This window comes from Mesorhizobium sp. M0437, assembly GCF_040321335.1.
Classification (GTDB): Bacteria; Pseudomonadota; Alphaproteobacteria; order Rhizobiales; family Rhizobiaceae; genus Mesorhizobium.
The window spans coordinates 26,128-47,926 of sequence record NZ_JAMYRK010000016.1 but is presented as its reverse complement, the minus strand read 5'-3'; the positions used below and the strand labels follow the sequence as shown (position 1 = coordinate 47,926).

General features: G+C 62.1%; 20 protein-coding genes and 1 tRNA gene. 15 read left to right on the top strand and 6 right to left on the bottom strand.

Annotation, left to right across the window (positions count from 1 at the left end; all coding sequences use genetic code 11):
• Nucleotides 1-83 precede the first annotated feature (83 nt).
• The 13 genes from NKI72_RS12820 to glpK all read left to right on the top strand — a co-directional run bounded on the left by NKI72_RS12820 (nt 84) and on the right by glpK (nt 14,529).
• Nucleotides 84-1,025: an alpha-E domain-containing protein gene (locus tag NKI72_RS12820; protein WP_023674885.1), complete on the top strand. Its 942-nt coding sequence runs from the start codon at nt 84-86 to the stop codon at nt 1,023-1,025.
• Between the two features lie 61 nt (nt 1,026-1,086).
• Nucleotides 1,087-1,881, top strand: a complete 795-nt coding sequence (locus NKI72_RS12815) for a transglutaminase family protein (RefSeq protein WP_352682855.1) — start codon at nt 1,087-1,089, stop codon at nt 1,879-1,881.
• Nucleotides 1,882-1,912: 31 nt separating this feature from the next.
• Nucleotides 1,913-2,644 (top strand): proteasome-type protease, encoded by a 732-nt coding sequence (locus tag NKI72_RS12810; protein ID WP_254817354.1) that lies wholly within the window; start codon nt 1,913-1,915, stop codon nt 2,642-2,644.
• Between the two features lie 58 nt (nt 2,645-2,702).
• Entirely contained in the window at nt 2,703-4,115 is a 1,413-nt protein-coding gene (locus NKI72_RS12805; protein ID WP_352502507.1) for a pyridoxal phosphate-dependent decarboxylase family protein, read from the top strand.
• Nucleotides 4,116-4,244: 129 nt separating this feature from the next.
• Nucleotides 4,245-5,012, top strand: a complete 768-nt coding sequence (locus NKI72_RS12800; protein ID WP_023674889.1) for a DeoR/GlpR family DNA-binding transcription regulator — start codon at nt 4,245-4,247, stop codon at nt 5,010-5,012.
• Nucleotides 5,013-5,137: 125 nt separating this feature from the next.
• Entirely contained in the window at nt 5,138-6,664 is a 1,527-nt protein-coding gene (gene glpD / locus NKI72_RS12795; RefSeq protein WP_352833086.1) for a glycerol-3-phosphate dehydrogenase, read from the top strand.
• A gap of 39 nt (nt 6,665-6,703) precedes the next feature.
• Nucleotides 6,704-7,783, top strand: coding sequence for an ABC transporter ATP-binding protein (locus NKI72_RS12790; RefSeq protein ID WP_352540586.1), 1,080 nt, complete (start codon nt 6,704-6,706; stop codon nt 7,781-7,783).
• Nucleotides 7,784-7,792: 9 nt separating this feature from the next.
• On the top strand, nt 7,793-8,860 hold the full coding sequence (locus NKI72_RS12785) for an ABC transporter ATP-binding protein (protein WP_352471682.1): 1,068 nt from the start codon (nt 7,793-7,795) through the stop codon (nt 8,858-8,860).
• Between the two features lies 1 nt (nt 8,861).
• On the top strand, nt 8,862-9,728 hold the full coding sequence (locus NKI72_RS12780) for a carbohydrate ABC transporter permease (RefSeq protein ID WP_023674893.1): 867 nt from the start codon (nt 8,862-8,864) through the stop codon (nt 9,726-9,728).
• A 1-nt stretch (nt 9,729) separates the two neighbouring features.
• On the top strand, nt 9,730-10,644 hold the full coding sequence (locus tag NKI72_RS12775) for a carbohydrate ABC transporter permease (protein ID WP_352448784.1): 915 nt from the start codon (nt 9,730-9,732) through the stop codon (nt 10,642-10,644).
• A 173-nt stretch (nt 10,645-10,817) separates the two neighbouring features.
• On the top strand, nt 10,818-11,084 hold the full coding sequence (locus NKI72_RS12770; RefSeq protein ID WP_352471796.1) for a DUF2160 domain-containing protein: 267 nt from the start codon (nt 10,818-10,820) through the stop codon (nt 11,082-11,084).
• A 78-nt stretch (nt 11,085-11,162) separates the two neighbouring features.
• Nucleotides 11,163-12,890 carry an ABC transporter substrate-binding protein gene (locus tag NKI72_RS12765; RefSeq protein WP_352471681.1) on the top strand — a complete coding sequence of 576 codons (1,728 nt, stop codon included), beginning with the start codon at nt 11,163-11,165 and terminating at the stop codon, nt 12,888-12,890.
• 145 nt (nt 12,891-13,035) lie between these two features.
• Complete coding sequence (glpK, locus tag NKI72_RS12760) at nt 13,036-14,529, top strand: glycerol kinase GlpK (RefSeq protein ID WP_352471680.1); 1,494 nt, start codon at nt 13,036-13,038, stop codon at nt 14,527-14,529.
• 78 nt (nt 14,530-14,607) lie between these two features.
• On the opposite strand, the gene NKI72_RS12755 is transcribed toward glpK, so the two are convergent.
• Nucleotides 14,608-15,081 carry a BA14K family protein gene (locus NKI72_RS12755; RefSeq protein ID WP_352833081.1) on the bottom strand — a complete coding sequence of 158 codons (474 nt, stop codon included), beginning with the start codon at nt 15,079-15,081 and terminating at the stop codon, nt 14,608-14,610.
• Between the two features lie 306 nt (nt 15,082-15,387).
• On the opposite strand from NKI72_RS12755, the gene NKI72_RS12750 reads away from it, so the two are divergent.
• Nucleotides 15,388-15,463 (top strand) — tRNA-Lys (locus tag NKI72_RS12750).
• A gap of 88 nt (nt 15,464-15,551) precedes the next feature.
• Here the strand turns inward: NKI72_RS12750 and NKI72_RS12745 are convergent.
• Genes NKI72_RS12745 through NKI72_RS12725 form a run of 5 tightly spaced genes read right to left on the bottom strand, consistent with a single transcriptional unit; the run spans nt 15,552 to nt 20,009 of the window.
• Nucleotides 15,552-15,947, bottom strand: a complete 396-nt coding sequence (locus NKI72_RS12745) for a hypothetical protein (RefSeq protein WP_352850206.1) — start codon at nt 15,945-15,947, stop codon at nt 15,552-15,554.
• A gap of 46 nt (nt 15,948-15,993) precedes the next feature.
• Complete coding sequence (gene dprA, locus NKI72_RS12740; RefSeq protein WP_352833075.1) at nt 15,994-17,118, bottom strand: DNA-processing protein DprA; 1,125 nt, start codon at nt 17,116-17,118, stop codon at nt 15,994-15,996.
• Nucleotides 17,115-17,702, bottom strand: coding sequence for a glycerol-3-phosphate 1-O-acyltransferase PlsY (plsY, locus tag NKI72_RS12735; protein ID WP_352682860.1), 588 nt, complete (start codon nt 17,700-17,702; stop codon nt 17,115-17,117). Before plsY ends, dprA begins: the two co-directional genes overlap by 4 nt.
• Before the next feature lie 58 nt (nt 17,703-17,760).
• The gene (locus NKI72_RS12730) at nt 17,761-19,047 is read right to left on the bottom strand and encodes a dihydroorotase (protein ID WP_352540579.1); all 1,287 of its coding nucleotides are present in this window, start codon (nt 19,045-19,047) and stop codon (nt 17,761-17,763) included.
• Complete coding sequence (locus NKI72_RS12725; RefSeq protein WP_352448791.1) at nt 19,047-20,009, bottom strand: aspartate carbamoyltransferase catalytic subunit; 963 nt, start codon at nt 20,007-20,009, stop codon at nt 19,047-19,049. The genes NKI72_RS12730 and NKI72_RS12725 overlap by 1 nt, the downstream gene beginning before the upstream one ends.
• Nucleotides 20,010-20,164: 155 nt before the next feature.
• Between NKI72_RS12725 and NKI72_RS12720 the strand changes: the two genes are divergently transcribed.
• On the top strand, nt 20,165-21,793 hold the full coding sequence (locus NKI72_RS12720) for a DNA alkylation response protein (RefSeq protein ID WP_352471675.1): 1,629 nt from the start codon (nt 20,165-20,167) through the stop codon (nt 21,791-21,793).
• Nucleotides 21,794-21,799 lie beyond the last annotated feature (6 nt).

The following is a 21,799-nucleotide window of genomic DNA, read 5'->3' as shown; positions in this document are numbered from 1 at the left end:
GAAGCGCGCGGAACCGTGCCCTGGAATCCGGATAGTCACCATTCACCATTCACCTTTCACTATTCACCACAGGACCGCCTGACATGCTTCTCGGCCGCACCGCCAACGGGCTCTACTGGATGAACCGCTACATCGAGCGGGCGGAAAACATGGCGCGGCTGGTGGATGCCGGCTTGCGCATGGCGCTGACTCGTACTCAGAACGCTTCGGAGGAGTGGAATTCGGTGCTGCTCAGCGCCGGTTCGGACGCCAGCTTCACGCAGAAATATTCCGACTACACCGCCGCCAATGTCGCCGACTATCTGCTGCGCGACACATCGAACCCGTCGAGCACGATGTCGTCTATCGAAACGGCCCGTAACAATGCCCGCATGGTGCGTACCGCACTGACGCGTGAAACCTGGGAAAGCATCAACGAAGCCTGGATGTCGCTGAAGCGGATGCTGGCCAAGCCGATCGACGAGCGCGACCTGCCCAACGCGCTCGACGCAATCAAGCGCGAGACGGCGCTGATCCGCGGCTCGTTCTACGGCACGATGCTGCGCAACGAGATTTTCGATTTTTCGCAGCTCGGCACGTATGTCGAACGCGCCGACAACACCGCGCGCATCCTGGATGTGAAATACTACGTGCTGTTGCCGTCGATCTCCTGGGTCGGCTCGACGCTCGACAACTACCAGTGGGAATCGATCCTGCGCTCGGTGTCGGCGCACCGTTCCTATCGCTGGGTCTATGATGCCGACTACAAGCCGAGCAACATCGCCGATTATCTGATCCTCAACGTCCGCATGCCGCGCTCGCTGACCTTTTGCTACCGCTTCCTGACGGAGCATCTCAAATTCCTGGGTGACGACTATGGGGAGCGCCACGCCTGTCATGCGACGGCTGCCAAGACCCAGGCCATGCTGACGGCCGGGTCGATCAAGGATATTTTCGACGCCGGCCTGCACGAATTCCTGGCCAATTTCATCCGCGACAACACCAGGCTCGGCGACGAGATCGCGCAGGATTACAGGTTCTATTGAGCATGATCCCAAAAAGCGGAGACCGGTTTTCGGAAAAGCTCATGCTCCAGGGACGAGTGCGATGCGGCTGAAGATCACCCACCGGACCGAATACCGCTACGATGCGCCGGTGCATTATCTGTTGCAGCGTTTGCGGCTGCTCCCGGTGAACGGGCGCACCCAGACGGTGCTGTCCTGGGCGCTGAGGATCGAAGGCGCACGCGAGGAAGTGCGCTTCACCGACCATTTCGGCAATGATACCCGGCTGTTGAGCGTCGAGGGCGAGCGCGACTTCATCACCGTCGAAGCAGCCGGCGAAGTGGTGACGCGCGACACCGCTGGCGTCTGCGGACCGCACCAGGGTTTCGCGCCGCTCTGGCTGTTCGGCCAGGAAACGCCGCTGACGACGATCGGAAGCGGCATTCGCGAGCTTGCTGCCTCGGTCGGCAAGGGTACCGACATCGAAAGGCTGCACCGGTTGATGGCGGTGATCGGCGAGCGCGTCGCTTATACGCCGGACACCACCAACGTGACGACGCCGGCCGAAGAGGCCTTGGCGCTCAAGACCGGCGTTTGCCAGGACCACAGCCACATCTTCGTTGCCGCGGCGCGTGCCATGGATTTTCCGGCCCGCTATATCAGCGGCTACCTGATGATGGATGCGGCCATCGAGCAGGCGGCAAGCCACGCCTGGGCCGAGGCGCATATCTCGGGCCTCGGCTGGGTCGCCTTCGATGTCGCCAACGGCATTTCTCCGGACGAGCGTTATGTGAAGGTGGCGACCGGCCGCGATTATCGCGACGCCACGCCGGTATCTGGAATTCGGCTGGGACAGGCGGAAGAACAGCTTGCGGTCACCGTCACCGTGGAGCAGTAATCCCCGGCAAGATTGTTGCCAAAGAGATTCGATGACCTATTGCGTCGGCCTGAAGATCGATCGCGGGCTCGTGTTCATGTCGGACACGCGCACCAACGCCGGCATGGATTCGATCTCGACCTTCAGGAAGATGCATGTCTGGGAAGAGCCGGGCGAGCGCGTCATCGTTTTGATGTCGGCCGGCAATCTGGCGACGACGCAGGCCGTGGTCAGCCTGCTCGACGAACGCACCAAGGCAGTGGCGGAGCGCCGTGCCACACTGCTCGAAACGCCCTCCATGTACCAGACAGTCCGGTTGGTCGGAGACACCGTCAAGGAGGTCATCGCCAGTTCGTCGCCGGCGGGCGAAAAGGCGGATTCCTACTTCAACGCCTCCTTCATCCTCGGCGGTCAGATCAAGGGCAGCGCGCCGCGCCTGTTCATGATCTATCCGGAAGGCAATTTCATCGAATCCACCGACGACACGCCGTTCTTCCAGATCGGTGAGACCAAATACGGCAAGCCGATCATTATCCGTGCGTATGAAAGGACCATGAGTTTCGCCGAGACGGTGAAGTTGCTGCTGGTGTCGTTCGACTCGACGCTGAAGTCGAACCTGTCGGTCGGCCTGCCGCTCGACCTGCTGTTCTATGAAAAGGACACTTTCAAGGTCGGCCTCAAAAAGCGAATAACCCAGGACGATCAATATTATCGTACGATCTCGGATAGCTGGTCGAACGCGCTGAAGACCGCCTTTGCCAGTCTGCCTGATTTTCCCGAATGAAAACCTTCGTTTTTCGTGCTCTTTGATCGCGGCTCGATGAGGCGCTAGGGAGGCGAAGATGAATAGCAACGAATTCCGCGAATGGTCGCTGCGAGCGGCTGAATGGGGCGTCGACTACAGAAACGGCCTTCGCGAAACACCGGTGCGGCCGCTTGTCGAGCCGGGCGAAATCTTCAAAAGCATCGATGCCGCGCCGCCGGAAGACAGCGAAACGATGCAGGCAATCTTCGCCGATTTCGAACAAAAGATCTTGCCGGGCATGACGCACTGGCAGCATCCGCGTTTCTTCGCCTATTTCCCGGCTAACGCGGCACCGGTCTCCGTGGTGGCCGAGTATCTGGTTTCCGCGATGGCCGCGCAATGCATGCTCTGGCAGACCTCGCCGGCGGCAACCGAGCTCGAGACGCGTGTCGTCGACTGGATGCGGCAGGCGCTTGGTTTGCCGGAGGGATTTTCCGGCGTCATGCAGGATTCGGCTTCATCGGCGACGCTTGCCGCCGTGCTGACAATGCGCGAGCGCGCGCTCGACTGGCAAGGCAACAAGAACGGCTTGCAAGGGCAGCCGGTCGTGCGGATCTACTCTTCCGACCAGGTCCATACTTCTATCGACCGGGCGATCTGGGTGTCGGGCATCGGCGAGGCGAACCTCGTGCGCATTCCGGTCGCCGGACGCTTCCGCGCCATGCAGACGGCGGCTCTGGAAGCCGCGATCGTTACCGACCGCGAAAACGGCATGCTGCCGGCGGGCATCATCGCCAGCGTCGGCGGCACAAGTACCGGCGGCACCGACAATGTGGCGGCTGTTGCCGAGGTGGCGAAGCGGCACGGGCTCTACCTGCATGTCGATGCCGCATGGGCCGGCTCCGCCATGATCTGCCACGAGTTCCGGCATTTCTGGACCGGCGCCGAAAATGCCGATTCCATCGTCTTCAACCCGCATAAATGGTTGGGGGCACAGTTCGATTGCTCGATGCAGTTCATCCGCCAGCCGGAAGACCTGGTCCGCACGCTGGCGATCAAGCCCGAATTCCTGAAAACGCATGGCCGCGACGGGGTCATCAACTACTCCGAATGGTCGGTGCCGCTCGGACGGAGGTTCCGCGCTCTGAAACTTTGGTTCCTGCTGCGTGCGCATGGCTTGGAAAATCTGCGGAACATGATCCGCAACCATGTTGCCTGGAGCGAGAGCCTCGCCGCGCGGCTGGCTCGGGAACCGGATTTCGAGATCGTCACGGAACCGATGCTGTCGCTATTCTCATTCCGCCATCTCGCGGCTGCGGCCATCGACTCTGACGAGCACAATTTGCGGTTGGTCAGCGCGATCAACGATGACGGCCGCATTTACCTGACGCAGACCCGGGTGGACGGGCAGGTGGCGATCCGCTTTCAGGTCGGGCAGTTCGAAACGACTGCGGCGGACGTCGATACTGCGTTCGAGGTCATCACTGAGATCGCGCGTGGGCTGAGTTGATAGCCTCGTCGAGATCGCGCCGGAGCTTTTCTCGCTGCAGTCGTCCGATTTTCATTAGCCGGCCCATACCTGTTCATGGCTTTCGTTTTCAGCTATAGACGAGAAAAACGAAAATGAGAGGGTTGCTAGATGTATCTGTCGCCGCGTCATTCCGAAATCATCCAGATGGCCAAGGACCATGGCCGCGTACTGGTCGAGGAGCTGGCGACGCATTTCAACGTGACGCCGCAGACGATCCGCAAGGATCTCAACGATCTCTGCGACCAGCGGCTTTTGTCCCGCATCCATGGCGGGGCATTGTTCCCCTCCGGCATCGAGAACATGGAATATGAGGCTCGGCGCAAGATCGCCGCCGAGGAGAAGGAGGCGATCGGCCGCGCAGCAGCCCGGCTGATCCCCGACAACGCGTCTCTGTTCATCAATATCGGGACAACGACGGAAGCTGTCAGCAAGTCGCTTCTCGATCACAGCGGCCTGATGGTCATCACCAATAACATCAATGTTGCCAACAGGATGCGCATATATCCTTCGATCGAGGTGGTGATCGCCGGCGGTGTCGTCCGCGGTTCCGACGGCGGTGTGGTCGGCGAGGCCGCGGTCGATTTCATCAGGCAGTTCAAGGTCGATTTTGCGGTGATCGGCGCCTCGGCCATCGACCATGACGGCGCACTGCTCGACTTCGATTTTCGCGAGGTGAAGGTGGCTCAGGCGATCATCGCCAACGCCCGACATGTGATCCTGGTGTCGGACCAGACCAAATTCGAGCGCACCGCGCCCGTCCGCATCGGCCATCTGTCGCAGGTCAACACCTTTATCACCGATCGTTGCGACATCCCGTCGGTGCGTAAGATCTGCCAGGAGGCAGAAGTTCAGCTGATCGAAACGTCGCTCTCCTAGAGATGCCGTAGCGGCATCTTCCGCCCATCATATTTCGTTTGACATTCGTTATCATTTCGAAATAATTCCGCTACGGTTTCGCAAGAACCCAAAAATGCTGCAATGCGAAGTCGAGGGAGGATTCTTTGAGCGCATCACCGATTCATGACATTTTCGTCATCGGTGGCGGCATCAATGGCTGCGGCATCGCCCGCGATGCCGTTGGACGTGGCTTTTCGGTCTTTCTTGCCGAGATGAACGATCTGGCCAGCGGGACCTCTTCCGGCTCGACCAAACTGATCCATGGCGGCTTGCGCTATCTCGAATTCTACGAATTCCGCCTGGTACGCGAAGCGCTGATGGAACGCGAGGTCCTGTGGAGGAACGCGCCGCACATCATCTGGCCGATGCGCTTCGTGCTGCCATACGCCAAGGGGCTGCGTCCGGCCTGGCTGATCCGGCTCGGGCTTTTCCTCTACGACCATATTGGCGGGCGCAAATTGCTGCCGCCGACGAAAACGCTGGACATGGCTAAGGATCCGGCCGGCAAGCCGCTGAAGCCGCTGTTTCGAAAGGCGTTCGAATATTCGGACGGTTGGGTCAACGATGCCCGGCTGGTTGTGTTGAACGCCCGCGACGCTGCCGAACGCGGTGCAACCATTCGAACCCGAACAAAGGTCGTCAGCGCACGCCGCGAAGGCAATCTCTGGACGGTCAGGCTTGAAAATGTGCGGACCGGCGATACCGAGGAGGTCAAGGCGCGGCTGCTGGTCAATGCCGCCGGCCCGTGGGTCGATCAGGTGCTGTCGGCCACCGTCGGCCTGAACGACGTGCACAATGTCCGCCTCGTACAAGGCAGCCATATCGTCGTGGGCAAGAAATTCGACGACCCACGCGCCTATTTCTTTCAGAACAAGGACGGGCGCATCATTTTCGCCATCCCTTACGAGGACGAATTCACGCTCATCGGCACCACCGACCGTGACTATCCCGGCGATCCGCACGACGTCAGGATCAGTGACGCCGAGATCGGCTATCTCTGCGCTGCGGCAAGCGAATATTTCGCGCAGCCGGTCAAGCCGTCGGATATCGTCTGGACCTATTCCGCGGTGCGACCGCTCTACGACGATGGCGCCTCAAAGGCGCAGGAAGCCACCCGAGACTATGTGCTGAAGGCCGATGGAGGCGAGGGTGCCGCCCCGATCGTCAACGCCTTTGGCGGCAAGATCACGACCTACCGCCGATTGTCGGAATCGATGCTCGAGAAGATCGAGGGTTTTCTCGGCAAGCGCGGCAAACCATGGACGGCAAACGCGCCGCTGCCCGGCGGTGACTTTCCCGTCACCGGCTTCGATGCCGAGGTGGCGAAATTGAAAACGGCGTACCCGTTCCTCGACGCCCGGCTGGCCCGCCGGTTGACCCGGCTCTACGGCACCCGCGCAAGGAAGCTGCTGGGCCTCGCCAAGTCGAACGTCGATCTTGGCCGCAACTTCGGCGCCGATCTCTACGAAGCCGAGGTGCGCTACCTCGTCGAAAACGAATGGGCGATGACTGCCGAGGATGTATTGTGGCGCCGGACCAAGCGCGGCCTGCGTCTCAGCCGTGAGCAGGCGGCAGTGCTCGACGAGTTCATGCGCGGAATAAGCCGGCAGCACGTAGCGGCTGCCGAATAGGAACGGCCGACTGATGCAGAAAGCCTGGGAGGAGGCATCATGCTTGAACTGAGAAACGTGACGAAGACGGTGGGTGCGGCGGAACATATCCGCGACGTCTCGCTGACGCTTCAGCACGGCTCGCTCAACGTCCTGCTCGGGCCGACGCTCTCCGGCAAGACCAGCCTGATGCGGCTGATGGCGGGCCTCGACGTGCCGACCTCGGGCTCGGTCTGGTTTGATGGCAAGGATGTCACCGGCATGCCGGTGCAAAAGCGCAACGTCGCCATGGTCTACCAGCAATTCATCAATTATCCGGCGATGACGGTCTACGAAAACATCGCCTCACCGCTGCGGGTGGCCGGCACGGATCAGGCAACGATCGACAGGGAGGTGCGCAATGCCGCCGCCCTTCTCAAACTAACGCCCTATCTCGACCGGACGCCTCTCAGTCTGTCGGGCGGCCAGCAGCAGCGCACCGCGCTGGCCCGCGCGATCGTCAAGAATGCCAGCCTCGTGCTGCTCGACGAGCCGCTCGCCAATCTCGACTACAAGCTGCGCGAAGAATTACGCGCGGAACTGCCGAAAGTCTTCGCGGCCGCCGGTACAATCTTTGTTTATGCCACGACCGAGCCGCACGAAGCCTTGCTGCTCGGCGGCAACACGGCGACGCTTTCCGAAGGCAGCATCACCCAGTTCGGGCCGACCATCGAAGTGTTCCGCAAACCGGTTGATCTGGTGACGGCGAGAACCTTCGCCGATCCGCCGCTCAACACCATCGTGCTTGCCAAGAAGGGTCTGGATTTCCTGCTCGAGGGCGGCGTGAAATTGCCGGTGCCGGCGGAACTCTTCGGCATTGCTGATGCGATCTATACGATCGGCTTCCAGCCGCATCATTTGTCCCTCGATCGGCCCAACGCCGCCGCAGTGCCGGTGCGCGCAAAGGTGACGATCACCGAGATCACCGGATCGGAAAGCTTCGTCCATCTCGATTTTGCCGATGCGCGCTGGGTCATGCTGACCCATGGCATTCGCGACTTCGAGCCGGACGAGGAGGTCGAGGTGTTCATCGACCCGCGCCACATCATGGTCTTCGACGAGCACGGCCGTGCCGTGGCCGCGCCGAAGCTGGCGGCCTAGGAGGAAGCGATGGCGCGCATCGATGTCAATCATATCCGCCACTCCTATCTGCAGAACCCGCGCACGGATGCCGATTTCGCGCTGAAGGAAGTGCACCACACCTTCGAGGATGGCGGCGCTTATGCGCTGCTCGGCCCATCCGGCTGCGGCAAGACCACGCTGCTCAACATCATTTCGGGATTGCTGCATCCCTCGCATGGCCAGCTGCTGTTCAACGGCAGGGACGTGACCAATCTGTCGACCCAAGAGCGCAACATCGCCCAGGTCTTCCAGTTCCCGGTGATCTACGACACGATGACCGTCTACGACAATCTGGCGTTCCCGCTGCGCAATCGCGGCGTGCCGGAGCCCGACGTCGACCGCAAGGTGCGCGAGACGCTGGAGATGACCGGGCTGGCCGATATGGCCAAACGAAAGGCGCGCGGACTGACCGCCGACCAGAAGCAGAAGATCTCGCTCGGGCGCGGGCTGGTGCGCTCCGACGTCAACGCCATCCTGTTCGACGAGCCTTTGACAGTCATCGACCCGCATATGAAATGGGTGCTGCGCTCGCAGTTGAAGCAGCTTCACCGCCGCTTCGGTTATACCATGGTCTATGTCACGCATGACCAGACCGAGGCGTTGACCTTCGCCGACAGGGTGGTCGTCATGTATGACGGCGAAATCGTGCAGATCGGCACACCGGCGGAGCTGTTCGAGCGCCCGCGCCACACCTTTGTCGGCTATTTCATCGGCTCGCCCGGCATGAATGTCATGCCGGTGGCGATCGACGGCAAGACAGCGAAGCTGGGCTCGCAGCAGATCGAACTGCCGGGCGTGCCCAAGGCGGGCGGCGGCGCCATCGAACTCGGCATCCGTCCCGAATATGTGCGCCTGGGCAGTAAGGGCATGGCCGTCCGGATCAGCAAGGTCGAGGACGTCGGCCGCCACAAGGTGGTCCGTGCCAATCTTGAAGGGCGCGAGATCGCCGCCGTCATCGGCGAGGACGAGACAGTTCCGGCTGATCCGAAGGTGCGGTTCGACCCGGCCGGCATCAACATCTATGCCAATTCCTGGCGCGTCGAGATGGGAGCCTGAAGTGGAAAAGACCTGGAACAACAGAGCCTGGTTCCTGGTGCTGCCGGTGCTGCTGCTGGTGGCGTTCTCGGCGGTCATACCGCTGATGACGGTCGTCAATTATTCGGTGCAGGACACTTTCGGCAATAACGTCTTCTTCTGGGCCGGCACGGAATGGTTCGAGGAACTGCTTTCCTCCAGCCGCTTTTGGCAGGCGATGATCCGCAACCTTGTCTTCTCCTTCATCATCCTGGCGATCGAAGTGCCGCTCGGCATCTTCATTGCGCTCAATATGCCGAAGAAGGGTTGGGGCGTGCCTGTTTGCCTTGTTTTGATGGCGTTGCCGCTGCTGATCCCGTGGAACGTCGTCGGCACCATCTGGCAGGTGTTCGGGCGCAACGACATTGGCCTGCTCGGTTATTACGTCAACGCGCTCGGCATCGACTATAATTATGTGCAAGACCCATACGACGCCTGGGTCACGGTCATCATCATGGACGTCTGGCATTGGACCAGCCTCGTCGTTCTGCTCTGCTACGCCGGCCTGGTCTCGATCCCGGATGCCTTTTATCAGGCGGCCAAGATCGACGGTGCCTCGCGCTGGGCGGTGTTCCGCTACATCCAGCTGCCGAAGATGAACCGCGTGCTGCTGATCGCCGTGCTGCTGCGCTTCATGGATAGCTTCATGATCTACACCGAACCGTTCGTGGTGACCGGCGGCGGACCCGGCAACTCGACGACCTTTCTTTCGATCGATCTCGTCAAGACCGCGCTCGGCCAGTTCGACCTCGGCCCGGCGGCGGCGATGTCGCTGGTCTACTTCCTTATCGTCCTGTTGTTGTCATGGGTGTTCTACACCGTGATGACCAATTACGACGCGGAGCGTTGAGATGAGCCGCACCGAAGAGAGAGCCGATAGGGTGAGCGAGACGACAGCTTCGGAAGGGCTCGCCAGCACGCTACGGCAGGACGAGATCGCACGGCTGATGCGCCGTCGCGGCGAGGAGTCGCGTTGGTGGTGGATCGTGCCGACGCTCTACATCATCGTTCTGCTTTTGCCGATCTACTGGCTCATCAATATGAGCTTCAAGACCAATGGCGAGATCGTCTCGTCGCTGACGCTCTACCCGCACGCACCGACATTGGCGAATTACCGCACCATCTTCACCGACGCGTCCTGGTATTCGGGCTACATCAACTCGATCACCTATGTGGTTATGAACATGGTGATTTCGGTGGCTGCGGCACTGCCTGCTGCCTATGCCTTTTCGCGCTATCGCTTCCTCGGCGACAAGCATCTGTTCTTCTGGCTGCTGACCAACCGCATGGCGCCGCCGGCGGTGTTCGCGCTGCCATTCTTCCAGCTTTATTCGGCCTTCGGCCTTATCGACACCCACATCGCCGTGGCTCTGGCGCATTGCCTGTTCAACGTGCCGCTGGCGGTGTGGATCCTCGAAGGCTTCATGTCGGGCGTACCCAAGGAGATCGACGAGACCGCCTATATCGACGGCTATTCGTTCCCGCGCTTCTTCATCAAGATCTTCATGCCGCTGATTGCGAGCGGCATCGGCGTGGCGTGCTTCTTCTGCTTCATGTTCTCGTGGGTCGAGCTGCTGATCGCCCGTACGCTGACGACAACCGATGCCAAGCCGATCGCCGCGACCATGACCCGCACCGTTTCGGCCGCCGGCATGGATTGGGGGCTGCTCGCCGCAGCCGGCGTGCTGACGCTGATTCCCGGCGCGCTCGTCATCTGGTTTGTGCGCAACTACATCGCCAAGGGCTTTGCCCTGGGGAGGGTATGATGGAGCAGGTCGACAGAAGCCCATGGTGGTGGGCCGTGCTGCTTCTCGCCCTGGTCGTCGTGGCCTGGGTGGCACTTCAAATCGATTTCGTGGCAATAACGGTAGGCTTCAGCGATCCGGCTAATATCCGCCTGTGGGGCTTTAACCTCTCGTCCAACCTCGATTTTTCGTGGATGGCCTGGACGTGGCCGACCGCGGCCTTCTTTGGAACCATCTTTCTGCTGCTTTGCGGCATGGCCTTGTGGGAATACGTCTCGCCGGGCGGCAATCCGCGCGTCGGCGTGCTGCGGTTCGAAACGACGCGCGGCGACCGCCTGTTCCTGTCGCTGCTTGGCAGCGCCTTTATCCATCTCGCTTGGCTGGGTCTAGTCGGACCCAATCTGTGGTGGGCTCTCGCTCTCTCCGTGGTCTACGCCGTCGGCGTGTTCCGCTACGTATAGAGGGGGAAACTGTTGGAACGGCGGCGTGCCGGCCGCCGATCCAGATCGCACTTTGAACTTTAACAGTGGAGGAAATACATGCGACGGCAATTCTTGACATCAACAACTGCGCTTGTCCTGTTGCTCGGGGCAAGCAATGCCTATGCCGGAATGGACGAGGCCAAGGCCTTCCTCGATAAGGAAATCGGGCCCCTTTCGACGCTTTCGCGCGCGGACCAGGAAGCCGAGATGCAATGGTTCATCGATGCCGCGAAACCTTTCGCCGGCATGGATATCAAGGTGGTTTCCGAAACCATCGCCACGCATCAGTATGAATCGCAGGTGCTGGCGCCGGCCTTTACGGCCATCACCGGCATCAAGGTTACGCATGACGTCATCCAGGAAGGCGACGTCGTCGAGAAGATCCAGACCCAGATGCAGACCGGCCAGAACCTCTATGACGGCTGGGTCAACGATTCCGATCTGATCGGCACGCACTGGCGCTACCAGCAGGTGCGCAACCTGACCGACTGGATGGCAGGCGACGGCAAGGATGTCACCAATCCGAATCTCGACCTGAAGGATTTCATTGGCACCTCGTTCACCACCGCGCCCGACAAGAAGCTCTACCAGCTTCCCGACCAGCAGTTCGCGAACCTCTACTGGTTCCGTTACGACTGGTTCAACGACGAGAAGAACAAGGCGGACTTCAAGGCCAAATACGGCTACGACCTCGGCGTGCCGGTCAATTGGTCGGCCTATGAGGACATCGCCGAGTTCTTCACCGGGCGTGAGATCGACGGCAAGAAGGTCTACGGCCATATGGACTATGGCAAGAAGGACCCGTCGCTCGGCTGGCGGTTCACCGACGCCTGGCTGTCGATGGCCGGCAATGGCGACAAGGGCATTCCGAACGGTCTGCCCGTCGACGAATGGGGCATCAAGGTCGACGAGAATTCGCGTCCGGTCGGTTCCTGCACGGCGCGCGGCGGCGACACCAATGGTCCGGCTTCCGTCTATGCCATCCAGAAGTACCTCGATTGGCTGAAGGCCTATGCACCGGCGGAAGCCCAAGGCATGACCTTCTCCGAATCGGGGCCAGTTCCGGCGCAGGGCGCGGTTGCCCAGCAGATCTTCTGGTACACCGCCTTCACCGCCAGCATGGTCGACGCCAGCGCCAAGGCGGTGCTGAACGACGACGGCACGCCGAAGTGGCGCATGGCGCCGTCGCCGCATGGCGTCTACTGGAAGGACGGCATGAAGCTCGGCTATCAGGACGTCGGTTCCTGGACGCTGATGAAGTCGACGCCGACCGACCGCGCCAAGGCCGCCTGGCTCTACGCGCAGTTCGTCACCTCGAAGACGGTCGACGTGAAGAAGAGCCATGTCGGCCTGACCTTCATCCGCGAGAGCACGATCCACGACAAGAGCTTCACCGAACGTGCGCCAAAGCTCGGCGGCCTGATCGAGTTCTACCGCTCGCCAGCGCGCGTCCAGTGGTCGCCGACCGGCACCAACGTGCCGGACTATCCGAAGCTGGCACAGCTCTGGTGGCAGGCGATCGGCGATGCTTCGTCGGGTGCCAAGAGCGCGCAGGAAGCGATGGACTCGCTCTGCGCCGAGCAGGAAAAGGTGATGAGCCGCATCGAGAAGTCGGGCGTTCAGGGCGATATTGGCCCGAAGATGGCCGAAGAGCATGACCTCGCCTACTGGAATGCGGACGCGGTCAAGAAGGGCAATCTCGCTCCTCAGCTCAAGATCGAGAACGAGAAGGAAAAGCCGGTCACCATCAACTACGACGAGCTGGTGAAGAGCTGGCAGCAATAGGACCGTTTGATGCGGGCGTCCGCGCCCGCATCGCCATGCTCAGGGGAGGCGGCATGTTGCCGTCTCCCCTGTTTGCGTGAACGGCTCCGCGCCATCTGGCGTCGAGACATCGCAGCACCTTGAATTCGCTTCGACGGGAGAGAGAATGACCGGATATATCCTTGCAATCGACCAGGGGACGACATCGAGCCGGGCGATCCTGTTCGACGACAAGATGATGGTCGTCGGCAGCGGGCAAAAGGAATTCACCCAATATTATCCGGCCTCCGGCTGGGTCGAGCACGATCCCGAGGAGATATGGGCAAGCGTCGTGGAAACGGTGAAGGCCGCGCTGAAGACAGCCGGCCGCAACGCAGCGGAAGTCGCCGCGATCGGCATCACCAACCAGCGCGAAACGGTCGTCATCTGGGACAAACAGACCGGCAAGCCGATCCACAACGCGATTGTCTGGCAAGATCGTCGCACCGCGCCGCTATGCCAGAAACTGAAGAAGCTGGGGCTGGAGAAGAAATTCACGAAAAAGACCGGCCTGCTGCTCGATCCCTATTTCTCCGGCACCAAGATCGCCTGGATGCTGGACAAGGTGAAGGGCGCCAGAAAATGCGCCGAGAAGGGCGAACTGCTGGCCGGCACCATCGACAGTTTTTTGATCTGGCGGCTGACCGGCGGCAAGATCCACGCCACTGACGCCACCAACGCCTCGCGCACGCTGGTCTACAACATCGAACAAAACGCCTGGGACGACGAGCTGCTGGCCATTCTTGGCATACCTGCAAGAATGCTGCCACAGGTGAAAGATTGTGCCGACGATTTTGGAATCACGGACAAGAGCCTGTTTGGTGCGGAGCTCAGAATCCTCGGTGTGGCCGGCGACCAGCATGCGGCGGCAATCGGCCAGGCCTGTTTCGAGCCAGGCATGATGAAGTCGACCTACGGCACCGGCTGCTTTGCGCTGCTCAACACCGGAAGCGATCTGGTGCGTTCTAAGAACCGGCTTTTGACCACCATCGCCTACAGGCTGAACGGCAAGACCACCTATGCGCTGGAGGGCTCGATCTTTATCGCCGGCGCCGCCGTGCAATGGCTGCGGGACGGCATCAAAGTGATCGGCAAGGCCGAGCAGAGCGGCAAATTGGCTGCGGAAGCCGATCCAACGCAGAACGTCTATCTGGTGCCGGCTTTCGTCGGGCTCGGCGCACCGCACTGGGATGCCGAGGCGCGCGGCGCCATCTTCGGGCTGACCCGCAATTCGGGGCCGGCGGAATTTGCCCGCGCGGCACTGGAATCCGTTGCGTTCCAAACGCGCGATCTGCTTGACGCCATGCGCCGGGACTGGAAAGGCGCCTCGGTCAAGACCGTGCTCAGGGTCGATGGCGGCATGGTGGCGTCGGACTGGACGATGCAGCGGCTGGCCGACATTCTCGATGCGCCGGTCGACCGGCCGACAATTCTCGAGACGACAGCACTCGGTGCGGCTTGGCTGGCCGGCTCGAAGGCGGGTGTCTGGCCGAAGGCCGCGGAATTCGCCAGGAGCTGGGCGCTCGAGCGCCGGTTCAAGCCGGACATGGATGCTTCGACACGTGCCGCCAAGCTGGCAGGTTGGCGCCACGCTGTGCGCAGGACGCTAAGTGCGCAATAGGCAGGGATGCCACCGGATTCGCACTAATGAAAAACCCGCGCCGTTGCGGGCGCGGGCTTGCAGCCTCTAATCTGGGACTCAGTAAGGCGACCGGCACTGCCGGCGCGGACCGTAGTTGGGCTGGTAAGTGTTGTCAGAAGCGCGATAGCTCCGATAACGGTCATAGCACCACTGCACGTGGGCATCGCCACGATAGACACGATTCTGGTTGACGATCGCGCCGGTAATCAGCGCTCCAGTAGCAAACGCAGCCAGCGGGAACCAGAAATCGCCGTGACGGCGATAGCCGCGACGATATTCGCGATAGCCGCGATGGCCACGCCAGTACATGCCTTCGTCACGCGAAAAATTGCGACGGAAATCGCGACGCGAGAAATCGCGATTGAAATTCCGGTGCCTCCGCCACGGCTCGTACTGGACGGTCTGGACATTCGAGGTGAGCCCCTGGGCCGGGGGCGCATAGCTGGGCTGAGCGTTGACTGGCACGATCTCCGCGGCAGCGAATGAGATCGAAAGAGTGGTCGCCAGCAGGCCCGACATGATCCTATTCATGGTCTTCTCCTTGAAACGCTAGTCCCTTATCGCGGAAAACGGACAGGCTGCGCAAATTGTTCCGCCAAAAATCCCAAGTTGCTGATCCGCAAAGGTTCTTCCGATTTGCTGCTTGCCTTTGTCGGCATAGGGCGAGCTTCGGTCTTGCGCGAGAACGAGGCCGTTCCGTCGACGCCGAAGCGCTCCGCAAGGCATGATGACACTGCAGGACAGTCCGGTTTGCGAGCCGTCTTTTTCCGGTTGACCGGCAGAGGCACTCTCCCTATGTTCCGCGCAATTTCGAGGGCGGCCTTTCTGAGCCCGCGGGAGCGCGTAGCTCAGCCGGTAGAGCAACTGACTTTTAATCAGTAGGTCATGGGTTCGAATCCCATCGCGCTCACCAAAATCAAGATTGTCCAACCCGGAGACATAGGTAACAGATTGTACCTAAGACATGGGTGACAACCTCGTGCCGAACGCATGCAGTGGCCTTAGCCGCCCGCCCCATCGTCCATCATCGTGCCGGTGAGCGCCTCATACGCTCTGCTGCACAGCTGTGAATGCGGACAATCCTTCAAGATAAGCACTGGCACCACGGTGAGAACCGCTGCGGCAAGGATTTGCAGGCAAAGACCGACGGCGCTTACCTTCCTGCCGAACACACCGGCCAGGAAAAAGTAGAGACCCTGGGCCATGCAGGCTGCCGTCAGAATGCCCAGAAGCGTGCTGGTCGCTCTTGCGAAGGGCGTTATGTAGCCGTCGGGAAAACCCGACATGCCGAGATCCGTCGACCATTGCAGCGCCAGCATGACACTCAGCGCTGACCAGACGAGGGCCGTCATATGAGTGAACAGCATCTGCTTTGGTTTGTTGCTCGGATCGGCCATCGGAATCACGTCGGGATTGCTTGCGGTGACATGCGCAAGCTCTCGGTCAGATCAGCGAGACGTTGCCGCCGGGATGGCGTTCGAGCCGTCCGGCGAGGTCGAGCTCCAGCAGCACCATGAACACTTGAGCGGGATGCAGGCCGGTGTGACGGATGATCTCGTCGACTGCTACCGGCGTCGGGCCGAGCGCCTCGACAACGCGGTCGCGGTCGTCCTCGCGCGGCGGCGGTGTTGCTGAAAAGTCGGGCGGCTCTTCAAGCGGCGATGTCCTTGGCGACCAGCCGCCGACCAGCGGCGCTATCGCACTGGTGATATCGGCGGCCTCGGTGACAAGGATGGCGCCGTCCTTGAGCAGGCCATTGGTGCCGGCGGCGCGCGGATCGAGCGGCGAACCGGGAACGGCGAAAACCAGCCGGCCCATCTCGCCGGCAAGCCGGGCGCTGATCAGTGAGCCGGAGCGCTGTGCGGCCTCGACCACCACCAATCCCAATGCAGCACCGGCGACGAGCCGGTTGCGGCGCGGAAAATCCTGTGCGCGTGGCTGCCAGCCAAACGGCATTTCGGAAATGATGGCGCCGCCGCGCTCGGCGATCTCGTCGCACAGGCCGGCATTTTCGGGCGGGTAGGGCAAATCGAGGCCGCCGGCGAGCACGCCGATTGTGCCAGTCGCAAGGCTGCCATGGTGCGCGGCCGTATCGATGCCGCGCGCCAGGCCGGAGACGATGCCATAGCCGTCGCGGCCGAGATCCGCCGCCAGCATCCGCGCCATCTTGATGCCGGCCAGCGATGCGTTGCGAGCGCCGACGATGGCGACCGCTGGCAAGCGGAACACCGCGCTATTGCCCCTGACCGCGAGCAGCGGCGGCGGATGATCCATGCTTTTCATCAGCGGCGGATAATCCGCTTCGCCGATGCCGACGAAGCGGGCGCCAGCCCGCCGGGCGGTCTCCAGCTCCGCCTCGGTCTCGGCAATGGACGGGATGCGGACGATTTTTTTGGCGCCACCCGAAATCATCAGCTCGGGCAGCATCGATAGCGCTGCTTCGGCCGAACCGAACCGGTTGATCAGGTCGCGAAAGGAAGCCGGGCCGACATTCGGCGTGCGGATCAGACGAAGCCAGCTCAGCCGCTGCCGGTCGCTGAGGCGCGGCCCGGCGTCGGGCTCGCTCACTCCTTGGCCCCGATCTTACCCTCGGTGCCGGCAAGCAGCCGCGCAATGTTGGCGCGGTGCTTTACGATGACGATTAGGCTCATCGCCGCGAAAAGCCCGGCAATCTGCGGCGTGCTCAGGAAATACAGCGCCATGGGCACCACGACTGCTGCCGTCAGTGCCGCAAGCGAGGAGAAGCGGAACAGGAAGGCCACCGCCAGCCAGACGACGGCGAAGATCAGCGCCGCCTGCCAGGCAAGGCCGATCAGCACGCCAAGGTAAGTGGCGACACCCTTGCCCCCCTTGAAGCCGAGCCAGACCGGAAAGAGATGACCTAAAAACGCGCCGAAGCCGGCCCAAAGTCCGAACTCGGGCGCAAAGCGGCCTGCGATCAGCACCGCCGCGGTGCCTTTAAGGGCGTCGAGCAGAAGCGTGGCCGCGGCCAAGCTCTTGTTGCCGGTGCGCAGCACATTGGTGGCGCCGATGTTGCCGGAGCCGATGTTGCGCACGTCGCCGAGGCCGGCGGCACGGGTGATCAGCAGGCCAAACGGGATCGAGCCGAGAAGATAGCCGAACACCAATGCCAAGACGGGACTGTAAGCCATTGTTCCCCCGAACTTTCCTTGGCTGAGCGGATTTTAAGCCGTGACACCTGTTTTCGTCCTAGGCCGAAAACACTGTGCGGCCCGCCACCATCGTTTGCAAGACCTTGCCTTGCAGTCGTGCGCCTTCGAAACAGGTGTTTTTCGAGCGTGAGCGGATGCCGCTCTCGCTGACGACCCATGGCTCGTCCAGATCGACGAGCGAAAGGTCGGCCAATGCCCCCGGTTTCAGCGTGCCGCCGGGCAGGCCGAACAATCTTGCCGGCGCGGTCGAGAGTGTCTCGACCAGCCGGAGCAGCGTCACGTCGCCATTGTGATAGAGCCGCAGCGCTGCGCCTAGCAGCGTTTCCAGGCCGATGGCGCCGGCCGCGGCATCGGCAAAGGGAAGGCGCTTGGTGTCGACGTCCTGCGGGTCGTGCGAGGAGACGATGAGATCGATGGTGCCGTCCTTGATCGCTTCGATCATCGCCAGCCGGTCTTCCTCGGCGCGCAGCGGCGGCGTCAGCCGGAAGAAGGTGCGGTACTCGCCGACATCATTCTCGTTGAGCGACAGATTGTGGATCGACACGCCTGATGTGACATTGGCGCCATCGGCTTTCGCGCGTGCTACCGCGCTTGCCGCCATAGCCGTCGAAATCTTGGCAGCGTGATAGGCGCCGCCGGTCAGGCGAGCCAACGCGAGATCGCGCTCCAAGGGGATCGATTCGGCTTCGCGCGGAATGCCGGCAAGGCCAAGCCAGCTTGCGTAAAGGCCTTCGTTCATCACGCCGGCCGAAGCGAGGTCGGCGTCTTGGGTTTCATGCGCGATGACGCCACCGAAATCGCGCGCATAGGTCAGCGCGCGGCGCATCACCAGCGCGCTGGCAATAGAATGCCGGCCATCGGTGAAGGCGACCGCGCCGGCCTCGCGCAGCAGGCCGAATTCGGTCATCTCGCGGCCTTCCAGCCCCTTGGTGATCGCTGCTGCCGGCAAGATGTTGACGATTGCGGTGTCCTTGGCGGTGCGCAGCACGAACTCGACCAGTGCGACATTGTCGATCACCGGGTCGGTATCGGGCATCATGACGATTGAGGTGACGCCGCCGGCCGCCGCAGCGATGCTCGCCGAAGCAATGGTCTCCCGGTGTTCGCCGCCGGGTTCGCCGATGAAGACGCGCGCGTCGATCAATCCGGGGATGATAGTCTTGCCGGCGCAGTCGATGATGGTGGCGCCGTCGGGCGCGCCCTGGTTCAAGGCCGCCTTGCCGGCGGCAACGATTTTGCGGCCTTCAACGATGACGGTGCCGACCTCATCGATGCCGCGCGACGGGTCGACGATGTGGGCCCGGCGGAAGACCGTAATGCTCATCAGGCGCGGCCCTCGTGATTTCGACGGGGGTCGAGCAGCGCTTCCATAACCGCCATGCGCACGGCGACGCCCATCTCAACCTGTTCCTGGATAACGCTTTGCGGGCCGTCGGCGATCTCGGAGGCGATCTCGACGCCGCGGTTCATCGGGCCGGGATGCATGACCAGCGCACCGTCCTTGGCCGCCTTCAGCTTCTCCGCGTCGAGGCCGAAATAGCGGAAATATTCGCGCACCGACGGTACGAAAGCGCCTTCCATGCGTTCGCGCTGCAGGCGCAGCATCATTACCACGTCGGCGTCCTTCAGACCCTCGGCCATGGAACGTGTGACGATGACGCCCATCTTCTCGATGCCGGCGGGCAAAAGCGTCGAAGGGGCGACGACCCTGACCTGGGCACCAAGCGCGTTGAGCAGGATGATGTTGGAGCGGGCCACGCGCGAATGCAGGATGTCGCCGCAGATCGCCACGATCAGCTTCGACAACGGACCCTTGACGCGGCGGATGGTCAGTGCGTCGAGCAGCGCCTGGGTAGGGTGCTCATGGGCGCCGTCGCCGGCATTGACCACCGAACAGCCGACTTTTTGGGCAAGAAGTGCTGCCGCGCCGGCCGATTGATGGCGGATGATCAATATGTCGGGACGCATGGCATTCAGCGTCATCGCCGTATCGATCAGCGTCTCGCCCTTTTTCACCGACGAACTCGCTACGGACATGTTCATGACGTCGGCGCCGAGCCGTTTGCCGGCCAGCTCGAATGACGATTGCGTACGGGTCGAGGCTTCGTAGAAGAGATTGATCTGGGTGCGGCCGCGCAGCGTCGATGTCTTCTTGTCCGACTGCCGCGAGATGGCAACGGCCCTGTCCGCCCGGTCGAGCAGAAGCTCGATGTCGGCAGGGGAAAGATCGCGGATGCCCAGAAGATGGCGGTGGGGATAAAGCGGCAGGGACGATGCGTCGGTCATCTCAAGTCGCTGCTATAGGGGGGAGGCTCCGCGGCTGCAAGCACCGGCTTGGGATTGGATTGGTTCTCCCCGGTATTTTCGTCGCGCGCCGCTGGCCATAGGCTATAAACCGCCTTGGCTTTGGATTCGCAGCCTTCAGGTGATAAGGACGAAGCGTGACTGACGACGTGACCAACCAGCCGCCGCCGCTGGCCGGCGGCAACGCCTGGCGGGGCGATCCGTTGCTGATCCAGCTTGCCGAGCGCTTTTCCGATCCGGTGCGCAAGGACCTCGACGGGCTTGGCCGGTTCGTTCTGACCCATGAGGCGCAGGAACTGGCCCGTCTTGCCAATGTCGAGATGCCGAAGCTCAGGACCCATGACCGCCAGGGCCGGCGCATCGACCAGGTCGAGTTCCATCCCGCCTATCACGCGCTCATGCGCCGCTCTGTTGCCAACGGGCTGCATTCGTCGGTCTGGGAGAATGGCGACGCCGAGATCGGCCGGCGCCACCAGGTGCGCGCTGCACGCTTTTACCTCACGGCTGAGCTCGAGACCGGACATCTCTGCCCGATCACCATGACCAGCGCTTCGCTGGCAGCGCTGATGGCCAGCCCGAAGCTGTTTCGCGAATGGGCGCCTCGGGTGACGACGCGCAAATACGATCAAAGCCAGAAGCCTCCGGTCGAAAAAGCCGGGCTGACGCTCGGCATGGGCATGACCGAGAAGCAAGGCGGCACCGATGTCCGTGCCAACGTCACCAGGGCCGAGCGCGCCGGCAGCGGGTTTTATCGCCTGACCGGCCACAAATGGTTCATGTCGGCGCCGATGTCGGATGCCTTCCTGGTGCTCGGACAGGTGCCGGAGGGACTGTCGTGCTTTCTCGTTCCCCGCCTGCTCGGCGACGGATCCGGCAACGGCTTCCGTTTTCAACGGCTGAAGGACAAACTCGGCAACCGATCCAATGCCTCGTCGGAGGTGGAATTCGTCAATGCCATCGGCGAGATGGTCGGCGAGCCCGGCGCGGGCGTGAAGACGATCATGGACATGGTGACCCTGACGCGGCTCGACTGTGCCGTCGCCTCATCGGCGATCATGCGGGCCGGACTGGCCGAGGCCGTCCACCACACGCGCCACCGCAAGGTGTTCGGAACCAATCTGGTCGAGCAGCCGCTGATGCAGCGGGTGCTGGCCGATATGGCGCTCGACGTTGCCGCCGCTACTGCGCTGTCGTTCCGGCTGGCGCGCTCCTTCGACGAGGCGGCCGGCGACCGCGGCGAGGCGGCCTTCGCGCGCGCCATGACGCCGGTCGTCAAATACTGGGTCTGCAAGATTGCGCCGCCGCTGCTCTATGAAGCGATGGAGTGCCTCGGCGGCAATGGCTATGTCGAGGAGGGGCCGCTCGCCCGCTACTATCGCGAAGCTCCGGTCAACGCGATATGGGAGGGATCCGGCAACGTCATGGCGCTCGACGTGCTACGTGTGCTGGGGCGTGCACCCGGCCTGTTCGATGACGTGCTGGCCGGCATCGACCGCGATCTCGGCGCCGGCGGACGCGGCACCGTCGGCGTGCTCAAAGCGGCAATGCAGGTCGCTGCAACCGACGAGGGCTCGGCGCGGCTCTTGACCGAGCAATTGGCATTGTCGGCGGCGGCGGCAGAGCTTCGCAGGTTGGGGGCAGGGCGGATCGCCGACGCCTTCGTCGAAACGCGCCTCGCCGGCCAGTGGCGCAATACCTATGGCATGATCGATTCCCGCCATGATGCGCGCATGATCATCGATACGCTCTACCCGCCGATCAACTAAGGGCCG